The sequence below is a fragment of the Pedobacter jeongneungensis genome, assembly GCF_039538295.1.
Taxonomy (GTDB): Bacteria; Bacteroidota; Bacteroidia; order Sphingobacteriales; family Sphingobacteriaceae; genus Pedobacter; species Pedobacter jeongneungensis.
On sequence record NZ_BAABBY010000009.1, the window covers coordinates 32,494 to 41,393 of the forward strand.

General features: G+C 38.0%; 18 protein-coding genes. All 18 read left to right on the forward strand.

Annotation, left to right across the window (positions count from 1 at the left end; genetic code table 11):
* Nucleotides 1-7 precede the first annotated feature (7 nt).
* The 18 genes from rpsC to rpmJ all read left to right on the forward strand — a co-directional run bounded on the left by rpsC (nucleotide 8) and on the right by rpmJ (nucleotide 8,836).
* Nucleotides 8-850: a 30S ribosomal protein S3 gene (gene rpsC / locus ABD769_RS17805; RefSeq protein WP_344852733.1), complete on the forward strand. Its 843-nt coding sequence runs from the start codon at nucleotides 8-10 to the stop codon at nucleotides 848-850.
* A 40-nt stretch (nucleotides 851-890) separates the two neighbouring features.
* Nucleotides 891-1,313: a 50S ribosomal protein L16 gene (rplP, locus tag ABD769_RS17810; RefSeq protein WP_010599903.1), complete on the forward strand. Its 423-nt coding sequence runs from the start codon at nucleotides 891-893 to the stop codon at nucleotides 1,311-1,313.
* Between the two features lie 74 nt (nucleotides 1,314-1,387).
* The gene (rpmC, locus tag ABD769_RS17815; protein WP_025145217.1) at nucleotides 1,388-1,600 is read left to right on the forward strand and encodes a 50S ribosomal protein L29; all 213 of its coding nucleotides are present in this window, start codon (nucleotides 1,388-1,390) and stop codon (nucleotides 1,598-1,600) included.
* 10 nt (nucleotides 1,601-1,610) lie between these two features.
* Nucleotides 1,611-1,865 (forward strand): 30S ribosomal protein S17, encoded by a 255-nt coding sequence (gene rpsQ, locus ABD769_RS17820; protein ID WP_010599901.1) that lies wholly within the window; start codon nucleotides 1,611-1,613, stop codon nucleotides 1,863-1,865.
* A gap of 1 nt (nucleotide 1,866) precedes the next feature.
* A complete protein-coding gene (rplN, locus tag ABD769_RS17825) occupies nucleotides 1,867-2,235 on the forward strand; it encodes a 50S ribosomal protein L14 (RefSeq protein ID WP_010599900.1) in 369 nt (122 codons plus the stop codon).
* Nucleotide 2,236: 1 nt separating this feature from the next.
* Nucleotides 2,237-2,578, forward strand: a complete 342-nt coding sequence (gene rplX, locus ABD769_RS17830) for a 50S ribosomal protein L24 (RefSeq protein WP_109929319.1) — start codon at nucleotides 2,237-2,239, stop codon at nucleotides 2,576-2,578.
* Entirely contained in the window at nucleotides 2,575-3,141 is a 567-nt protein-coding gene (gene rplE, locus ABD769_RS17835; RefSeq protein ID WP_086547740.1) for a 50S ribosomal protein L5, read from the forward strand. Before rplX ends, rplE begins: the two co-directional genes overlap by 4 nt.
* Nucleotides 3,141-3,410 (forward strand): 30S ribosomal protein S14, encoded by a 270-nt coding sequence (gene rpsN / locus ABD769_RS17840; RefSeq protein ID WP_025145214.1) that lies wholly within the window; start codon nucleotides 3,141-3,143, stop codon nucleotides 3,408-3,410. Before rplE ends, rpsN begins: the two co-directional genes overlap by 1 nt.
* 150 nt (nucleotides 3,411-3,560) lie before the next feature.
* Nucleotides 3,561-3,959 (forward strand): 30S ribosomal protein S8, encoded by a 399-nt coding sequence (gene rpsH, locus ABD769_RS17845; protein ID WP_025145213.1) that lies wholly within the window; start codon nucleotides 3,561-3,563, stop codon nucleotides 3,957-3,959.
* A 19-nt stretch (nucleotides 3,960-3,978) separates the two neighbouring features.
* A complete protein-coding gene (rplF, locus tag ABD769_RS17850; RefSeq protein ID WP_344852734.1) occupies nucleotides 3,979-4,536 on the forward strand; it encodes a 50S ribosomal protein L6 in 558 nt (185 codons plus the stop codon).
* 5 nt (nucleotides 4,537-4,541) lie between these two features.
* A complete protein-coding gene (rplR, locus tag ABD769_RS17855) occupies nucleotides 4,542-4,895 on the forward strand; it encodes a 50S ribosomal protein L18 (protein ID WP_025145211.1) in 354 nt (117 codons plus the stop codon).
* Between the two features lie 17 nt (nucleotides 4,896-4,912).
* On the forward strand, nucleotides 4,913-5,431 hold the full coding sequence (gene rpsE / locus ABD769_RS17860; protein WP_010599893.1) for a 30S ribosomal protein S5: 519 nt from the start codon (nucleotides 4,913-4,915) through the stop codon (nucleotides 5,429-5,431).
* A 4-nt stretch (nucleotides 5,432-5,435) separates the two neighbouring features.
* A complete protein-coding gene (rpmD, locus tag ABD769_RS17865) occupies nucleotides 5,436-5,615 on the forward strand; it encodes a 50S ribosomal protein L30 (protein ID WP_010599892.1) in 180 nt (59 codons plus the stop codon).
* A gap of 136 nt (nucleotides 5,616-5,751) precedes the next feature.
* Complete coding sequence (gene rplO, locus ABD769_RS17870; RefSeq protein WP_344852735.1) at nucleotides 5,752-6,198, forward strand: 50S ribosomal protein L15; 447 nt, start codon at nucleotides 5,752-5,754, stop codon at nucleotides 6,196-6,198.
* A gap of 7 nt (nucleotides 6,199-6,205) precedes the next feature.
* Nucleotides 6,206-7,546: a preprotein translocase subunit SecY gene (secY, locus tag ABD769_RS17875; protein ID WP_025145209.1), complete on the forward strand. Its 1,341-nt coding sequence runs from the start codon at nucleotides 6,206-6,208 to the stop codon at nucleotides 7,544-7,546.
* 96 nt (nucleotides 7,547-7,642) lie between these two features.
* The gene (gene map / locus ABD769_RS17880) at nucleotides 7,643-8,428 is read left to right on the forward strand and encodes a type I methionyl aminopeptidase (protein WP_344852736.1); all 786 of its coding nucleotides are present in this window, start codon (nucleotides 7,643-7,645) and stop codon (nucleotides 8,426-8,428) included.
* Between the two features lie 71 nt (nucleotides 8,429-8,499).
* Nucleotides 8,500-8,718 (forward strand): translation initiation factor IF-1, encoded by a 219-nt coding sequence (infA, locus tag ABD769_RS17885; protein WP_010599888.1) that lies wholly within the window; start codon nucleotides 8,500-8,502, stop codon nucleotides 8,716-8,718.
* Between the two features lies 1 nt (nucleotide 8,719).
* Entirely contained in the window at nucleotides 8,720-8,836 is a 117-nt protein-coding gene (rpmJ, locus tag ABD769_RS17890; RefSeq protein WP_010599887.1) for a 50S ribosomal protein L36, read from the forward strand.
* The last annotated feature ends 64 nt before the right edge of the window (nucleotides 8,837-8,900 follow it).

The window sequence follows — 8,900 nt, forward strand, 5'->3', positions numbered from 1 at the left end:
TTAGGAAATGGGACAAAAAGCAAATCCAATAGGTGCCAGGTTAGGAATTATCAAAGGATGGGATTCTAACTGGTTCGGTGGCAACAACTACTCCGATAAATTAGTTGAAGATGAGAAAATAAGAAAATACCTTTCTGCCCGTATCGCTAAAGGTGGTGTTGCAAAAGTAGTTATTGAACGTACGTTAAAACGTATCACTGTAACTATCCACACAGCCCGTCCAGGTATCGTAATCGGTAAAGCAGGAGCTGAGGTTGATAAAATCAAAGAAGAGTTAAAGAAATTGACTAAAAAGGAAATTCAGATTAACATCTTCGAAATTAAACGCCCGGAACTTGATGCACAGTTAGTTGCAGAAGGTGTTGCAAAACAATTAGAAGCAAGGATCTCATTCCGTAGAGCAATGAAATCTTCTATCGCATCAACCATGCGTATGGGTGCTGAAGGTATCAAAATCATGACTTCTGGTCGTTTAGGTGGTGCTGAGATGGCACGTACCGAGCAGTACAAAGAAGGAAGAGTGCCTTTACATACATTCCGTGCTGATATTGATTATGCTTTAGCTGAAGCCTTAACTACTTATGGTAAAATAGGTGTTAAAGTGTGGATCTGTAAAGGTGAGGTTTATGGAAAACGTGATTTGTCTCCAAACATTGGTGCAACAAACAACGGTCCAAAAGGCGCATCAGATAAACCAGCTTTCGGCGGAAGAGATAACAGAGGTGGTGGAAGAGATAACCGTGGCGGTGGTAACGACAGACGTGGTGGAAACCAGGGCGGTCGTGGTCCGGGTCAGGGTGGTCCAAACAGAGGTGGTGGCGCAGGCGCTAACAGAGGTCCTCGTAAATAATTGATTTATTAACATCGTTTAACGATTAGAACAAAATAAAATGTTACAGCCAAAAAGAACGAAGTTCAGGAAGATGCAAAAAGGCAGAATGAAGGGTTTAGCTTCTCGTGGAGCTGAATTAGCATTCGGATCTTTCGGTATCAAATCTCTAGAAGCTACTTGGATCACAAGTCGTCAGATAGAGGCTGCCCGTATTGCCGTAACTCGTTTCATGAAACGTGAAGGGCAAGTATGGATCAGGATATTCCCGGACAAACCAGTAACTAAAAAACCTGCTGAGGTACGTATGGGTAAAGGTAAAGGTGCTCCTGAATATTGGGTAGCAGTTGTAAGACCTGGACGTGTAATTTTCGAAGCTGAAGGTGTGCCTTTAGAAGTTGCTAAAGAAGCATTACGTTTAGCCGCACAAAAATTACCAATCCAAACCAAATTCGTAGTACGTAGAGATTACGTAGAAGCATAGTAAAGGTGTTGAGATGAATGTTGTAAATACTTGTTTATTATAACCGCTACACTCAACGTAAAAGAAAAATAAAAATGAAAAATTCAGAAATCACAGGGCTTTCAAAAGAAGAATTAGTAGCTAAGATTGCGGAAGAAAAAGAGAACTTGTCAAAATTAAAGTTCGCACACACTATTTCAGCTATCGAAAATCCTTCGCGCATTGCAAAAGTAAGGAAAGACATAGCCCGTTTAAACACTGAGTTGACTAAAGTGAAAAACACTGAGTCAGCTACTGAAACTAAATAATTCGAGAGTCATGGAAAGACAATTAAGAAAAACAAGAACGGGGTTAGTGGTAAGCAACAAGATGGATAAATCTGTTGTAGTGAGCGTTGAGCGTAAAGTAAAACACCCGATTTATGGTAAGTTCGTAAAGAAAACTACCAAATTTATGGCTCACGACGAGAAAAACGAATGCGGTATCGGTGATACCGTATTGATTATGGAAACTCGTCCTTTGAGTAAAAACAAGAACTGGAGATTGGTACAAATTTTAGAAAGAGCTAAATAAGATGGTACAACAGGAATCGAGATTAAACGTTGCTGATAACAGCGGCGCAAAAGAAGTATTGGTAATTCGCGTGCTAGGTGGAACCGGCAAACGTTATGCTTCAATTGGTGATAAAGTAGTTGTTACCGTAAAAAGCGCGTTACCTTCTGGTAACATTAAAAAAGGTACAGTTTCTAAAGCAGTTGTTGTAAGAACTAAAAAAGAAATTCGTCGTAAAGATGGTTCTTATATCCGTTTTGACGATAATGCAGCTGTATTATTGAACGCACAGGATGAGCCAAGAGGTACACGTATCTTTGGCCCGGTTGCGAGAGAACTACGTGAAAAACAATTCATGAAAATTGTATCATTAGCACCGGAGGTATTATAAAATGGGAAACAAAGTAAATACACCATCAAAACTTAAAATCCGCACTGGAGATTTAGTTAAAGTAATTGCTGGCGATTCAAAAGGTCAACAAGGAAAAGTACTTTCAGTACAAATAGATAAAAACAGAGCCATTGTAGAAGGCGTTAACTTAGTATCTAAACATACTAAACCAAATGCTGCTAATCCTAACGGTGGTATTATTAAAAAAGAAGCTGCTCTTCACATTTCTAACTTGATGTTGGTTGATCCAAAATCTGGTAAAACTACCCGCGTTGGTCGTAAACTTAACGCAGATGGTAAATTAGTTAGAGTTGCTAAAATTTCAGGAGAGGAGATTAAATAATGGCTACACCAAGATTAAAAAGCAAATACAAAGAAGAAGTTGTAAATGCACTAAAAGAGAAATTTCAGTACAAAACTGTAATGCAGGTTCCTAAATTGGAAAAAATCTGTATCAATCAGGGTGTTGGTCGTTTTTCTGTTACAGATAAAAAGATTATGGATACCACTATCGTTGAGCTGACTACCATTACTGGTCAGCAAGCGGTTCCGGCTAACTCTAAGAAAGATATCTCTAACTTTAAATTACGTAAAGGTATGCCGGTAGGTGTACGCGTTACTTTACGCGATAACAACATGTATGAGTTCTTAGATCGTTTGATCTCTGTAGCTTTGCCACGTATCCGCGATTTCAAAGGTATTAACGATAAAGGTTTTGATGGAAAAGGTAACTATACATTAGGCGTTACTGAACAAATCATCTTTCCTGAGATTAATATAGATAAAATCAATAAAATTTTAGGGATGGATATAACTTTCGTAACTTCGGCAAAATCTGACGTTGAGGCTCTTGAGTTATTGAAACAATTCGGATTACCATTTAAAAATCAAAAAACAGCAGAATAATGGCAAAAGAAGGTGTAAAAGCACGCGAAGTTAAGCGCCAAAAATTGGTAGCTAGATACGCTGAAAAACGTGCAGTATTAAAAGCTGCAGGAGATTTCGAGGGTTTAGATAAATTACCTAAAAACTCATCTCCGGTACGTTTACACAACCGTTGTAAATTAACTGGTCGTCCTCGTGGATATATGCGTACCTTTGGTATTTCAAGGGTAACGTTCCGCCAGATGGCATTAGACGGTAAAATACCAGGTGTTAAAAAAGCATCTTGGTAATATAGCTTAAAGCTGAAAGCTCAAAGTCTAAAGCGATGCATGTCGCTTTAGTCTTTGTGCTTTAGTCTTTTTGCTTTTAAAAGAATTTTAACCGGTAGCAGGTCCCACAGCTGGGTAGCAGAAGGAAACCACTATCAAAAACAATAAAAAATGAATACAGATCCAATAGCAGATTATTTAACAAGAGTAAGGAATGCCATTAAGGCCAACCACCGTGTTGTAGAAATTCCTGCATCAAACCTTAAAAAAGAAATTACTAAAGTTCTTTTCGACAAAGGTTACATCGCGAACTACAAGTTTGAAGATACTACAGTTCAAGGCATCATTAAAATCGCTTTGAAATACAATCCGATTACTAAAGTTCCTGCTATTCGTACTTTAGTGCGAGTAAGTAAACCAGGTTTGAGAAACTATGCTGGTGTTGAAAATATGCCAAGAGTATTAAACGGTTTAGGTATCGCAATCTTATCTACTTCTAAAGGTGTAATGACCGATAAAGAAGCAGCCAAATTAAACATTGGTGGTGAGGTATTGTGTCACGTTTATTAATATTTAGGAGAACAGCACAATGTCAAGAATAGGAAAAGCCCCAATTACAATCCCTGCAGGTGTTACAATTACCGTATCAAATGATAACGTAGTAACTGTAAAAGGTCCTAAAGGTGAATTAACACAAGCAGTTGATACAGATATCACTGTAAGTCAGGAAGACGGAATTTTAACAGTTCAACGTCCTTCAGAACAAAAGAAACACAAAGCATTACACGGTTTATATCGCTCATTGCTTAACAACATGGTTGTTGGTGTTACAGAAGGTTATAAATTAACCCAGGAATTAGTAGGTGTTGGTTACCGTGCTACAAACACAGGTAATACATTAGATCTGGTTCTAGGTTATTCTCACCATTATGTATTCCAGTTACCAGAAGAGATTAAAGTAACTACATCTTCAGAAAAAGGTCAGACGCCTAAAATTATTTTAGAAAGTATTGACAAACAATTGATCGGTCAGGTAGCAGCGAAAATCCGTTCGTTACGTGCACCAGAGCCATATAAGGGTAAAGGTATCAAGTTTGTAGGTGAAGTGTTAAGAAGAAAAGCAGGTAAATCAGCATCTAAAAAATAGTAATCATGGCAGGTAAAAAATTATCAAGAAGAGATCGTATTAAAAAAGGGATCAGAAAAAGACTTACCGGTTCGGAAGAACGTCCAAGGTTATCTGTATATAGAAGCAATAAAGGGATTTATGCGCAGGTAATTAACGATGTAACCGGTACAACAATAGCATCAGCATCATCATTATCGAAAGATTTTTCTGGTACTGGAAACAAGAGCGACCAATCAGTAGCTGTAGGCAAATTAGTTGCCGAAAAAGCAATCGCTGCAGGTGTTAAAGAAGTTGTTTTCGATAGAAACGGCTATTTATACCACGGTCGTGTAAAATCGTTGGCAGAGGGTGCCCGCGAAGCTGGTTTAGTATTTTAATCTGAAGAAAAAGTAAGATGTCAACTATTAATATAAAAAGAGTAAAAACCACCGATATCGAATTAAAGGATCGTTTGGTTAGTATACAACGTGTTGCCAAAGTAACCAAAGGTGGCCGTACTTTCAGCTTCTCAGCAATTGTTGTTGTAGGTGATGAAAACGGTGTTGTTGGTTTCGGTTTAGGTAAAGCGAAAGAGGTAACTGAAGCAATTGCAAAAGGTGTGGATGATGCTAAAAAGAACTTGGTAAAGGTTCCAATTTTAAACGGTACCGTTCCTCACGAGCAAATCGGTAAATTCTCAGGTGGTTTTGTATTGATCAAACCAGCTGCAGTAGGTACCGGAGTAATTGCAGGTGGTGCGATGCGTGCCGTATTAGAGAGTGCTGGTGTACATAACGTACTGGCAAAATCTAAAGGATCATCTAACCCACACAACGTGGTAAAAGCAACTGTTGATGCGTTAACTAAAATGCGCGATGCTTATACAGTAGCTCAAACCCGTGGTATTGATTTAAACAAAGTATTTAACGGATAAAATCATGGCTAAGATCAAAATAACACAAGTAAAAAGCGTTATCGACAGAAGCGAGCGCCAAAAAAGAACCGTTCAGGCTTTGGGTTTATCAAAAATGAACCAAAGTGTTGAGGTTGAAGCTACACCACAAATTATAGGTATGGTTCGCAAAGTGAACCACTTGGTAGCAATCGAAGCAATTTAAGAGAATTATCAAATGAATGAATTTTGAGTGAAAGAATGTGCATATTGCAAAACATTCAATCATTCAAAATTCAGTCATTATTTATTTATCGTTGTACCTGTTTAGTGAAAGCGAAGGGCAACACAAATTCAAAAAAATGAATTTAAGTAATTTAAAACCTGCAGTAGGTTCTACAAAAAACAGCAAAAGAATTGGTCGTGGTACAGGTTCTGGTCGTGGCGGTACTTCAACCCGTGGTCACAAAGGTGCGGGTTCTCGTTCAGGTCACAAAACCAAAATCGGTTTCGAAGGTGGTCAAATGCCTTTACAACGTCGTGTGCCTAAAGTTGGTTTCAAACCAATCAACCGTACTGAGTACATTGGTGTAAACTTAGATGTTTTACAAGCTTTAGCTGAAAAACACAACTTAACAACTATCGATTTTGCTGCTTTACAAGCACATGGTTTAGCTTCTAAAAACGACTTGGTTAAAATTTTAGGTCGTGGCGAAGTTAAAGCAAAGCTAGAAATTACAGCACATGCGTTCTCTGCAACCGCACAAAAAGCTATTGAAGCTGCAGGTGGTTCTATTGTAAAATTGTAATTATTAAATGAAGAAGCTATTTACTACTTTAAGTAATATCTGGAAAATTCAGGAATTAAAAGAGCGTATATTGTTTACGCTCTTAATTCTTTTGGTATACCGTTTCGTATCTCACGTGGTTTTACCAGGTGTAGATCCAACTGCTTTAGGCAATAATGAAAAATCGGGACTTTTAGGCTTACTGGATATGTTTGCCGGAGGATCTTTCTCTCGTGTGTCTATCTTAGCATTGGGGGTAATGCCTTATATCTCTGCGTCTATCGTGGTGCAACTATTGGGTATTGCTGTTCCTTCTTTCCAAAAAATGCAGAAAGAGGGCGAAAGTGGTAGAAAGAAAATGAACCAGATTACCCGTTACCTAACGGTAGCGATCACAATCGTTCAATCTGTTGGTTACGTTAAAACGCAGGTTCCTGCAGAAGCTATTTTATTGCCAAACACTTTATTTTTAGTATTATCTACGTTTGTATTAACGGCAGGTACATTATTTGTAATGTGGTTAGGTGAAAAAATTACGGATAAAGGTATTGGTAACGGTACATCACTAATCATTATGGTTGGTATTATTGCCCGTTTACCAGTTGCAATTTCTCAGGAGTTTAGTGCCCGTGTAGGTTCTGCCAGTGAAGGTGGAGGCCCGGTTGCTTTGGTTTTAGAGATCGTTGCATTATTTGCTGTGGTAATGTTTACCATTTTAATTGTTCAGGGTGTACGTAAAGTGCCTGTACAATACGCTAAGAAAATTGTTGGTAACCGCCAGTTTGGTGGTGTTCGTCAGTACATTCCTTTAAAAGTGAATGCTGCAGGTGTTATGCCGATTATTTTTGCTCAGGCGTTAATGTTCATTCCAGGTGCTTTAATGCAGTTTGTTCCTTCTTTACAGGGTTCATGGTTAATCCAGTTCAGTAACACAACTTCGTTGGCTTATAGCTTAACGTTCGCTATTTTAATTATTGCATTTACTTTCTTCTATACTGCCATTACAGTTAATCCAACTCAAATGAGCGATGATATGAAGAAAAACGGTGGTTTCATTCCAGGTGTTAAACCAGGTTTTGCAACATCAACTTTTATTGATGATGTAATTTCTAAAATCACTTTCCCGGGCGCAGTATTCTTAGCGATCATTGCTATCCTTCCTTCGTTAGCGGTTAAGTTTGGTATTAAACAAGAGTTTGCACACTTCTTTGGTGGTACTTCTTTATTGATTTTGGTTGGTGTTGTATTGGATACTTTACAACAGATCGAAAGCTATTTATTGATGCGCCACTACGATGGTTTAATGAAAACGGGTAGGGTTACAGGCAGAACAGGTGTTCCTGCTGCAAGTAGCAACGCAGCGTTGTAAGAAATGGAATTATTGAATTTTGAATGATTGAATAAGTAAAAAGCTGATTTATGCATTTTACTCACTCAAAATTCATTCATTCAAAACTTTAACTGAATGTCTAAAATCTATTACAAATCTCTTGAGGAGATCGAGTTGATAAGAGAAAGTTCCATGCTTGTTTCGAAAACTTTGGCTGAAGTGGCTAAAGTGATAAAGGCAGGCATGACTACTATCCAATTAGATAAACTGGCATACGAGTTTATAAGTGACAACGGAGCAATCCCTGCATTTCTAAACTATAACGGTTTCCCTTATTCTTTATGTATTTCACCAAATGAACAGGTTGTTCATGGTTTTCCAGGTGAGTATGTGATTCAAGAAGGGGATCTGATTTCAGTTGATTGTGGCGTAATCAAGAACAACTATTTTGGCGATTCGGCTTATACTTTCTCGATCGGGGAAATTGATGCCGAAAAACAGAAACTGGTTGAGGTTACCAAACGTTGCCTGGAATTGGGAATAGAGAAAGCAGTTGCCGGTATGCGTATCGGTGATGTTGGCTTCGCTGTTCAAAACCATGCAGAAACTAATGGATTTGGCGTAGTAAGAGAACTTGTAGGACATGGTGTTGGCGTAAAGCTTCATGAGAAACCAGAAGTTCCGAATTATGGAAAGCGTGGTGCAGGACCAAAACTTGAAGAAGGAATGGTAATTGCAATAGAACCCATGATTAATGCAGGCGTTGCCGGTGTTAAATTCCATAAGGATGGGTGGACAGTAACGAGTAAAGACAATAAGCCATCGGCACATTTTGAACACACAGTAGCCGTAAAAAAGGGCAAAGGAGAGGTTTTATCAACGTTTTCTATAATAGAAGAAGTTTTACAACAAAAAAAATAAATAATTAAAATTTTTTATTTAATTTTGCAACCCTGTTTAGAAGCAGCTAATTAAGTAACAATCAATAAAATATGGCTAAACAAGCCTCAATTGAACAAGACGGAGTAATAAGAGAAGCATTATCTAATGCGATGTTCAGAGTAGAACTCGAGAACGGGCATGAGATTATTGCGCACATTTCAGGTAAGATGAGGATGCACTACATCAAAATTCTTCCTGGGGATAAAGTTAAATTGGAAATGTCTCCTTATGATTTAACAAAAGGACGCATTACTTATAGATACAAATAAAATGAAAGTTAGATCATCAATTAAAAAACGTAGCGCTGATTGTAAGATTATTCGCCGTAAAGGTAAACTTTACGTAATCAACAAGAAAAATCCTAAATACAAGCAACGTCAGGGGTAATTAAGAATATTGTAATCAACCGCACAACGGTGGCCCGCCGTTCGGAATTACGTAAAAACATAAA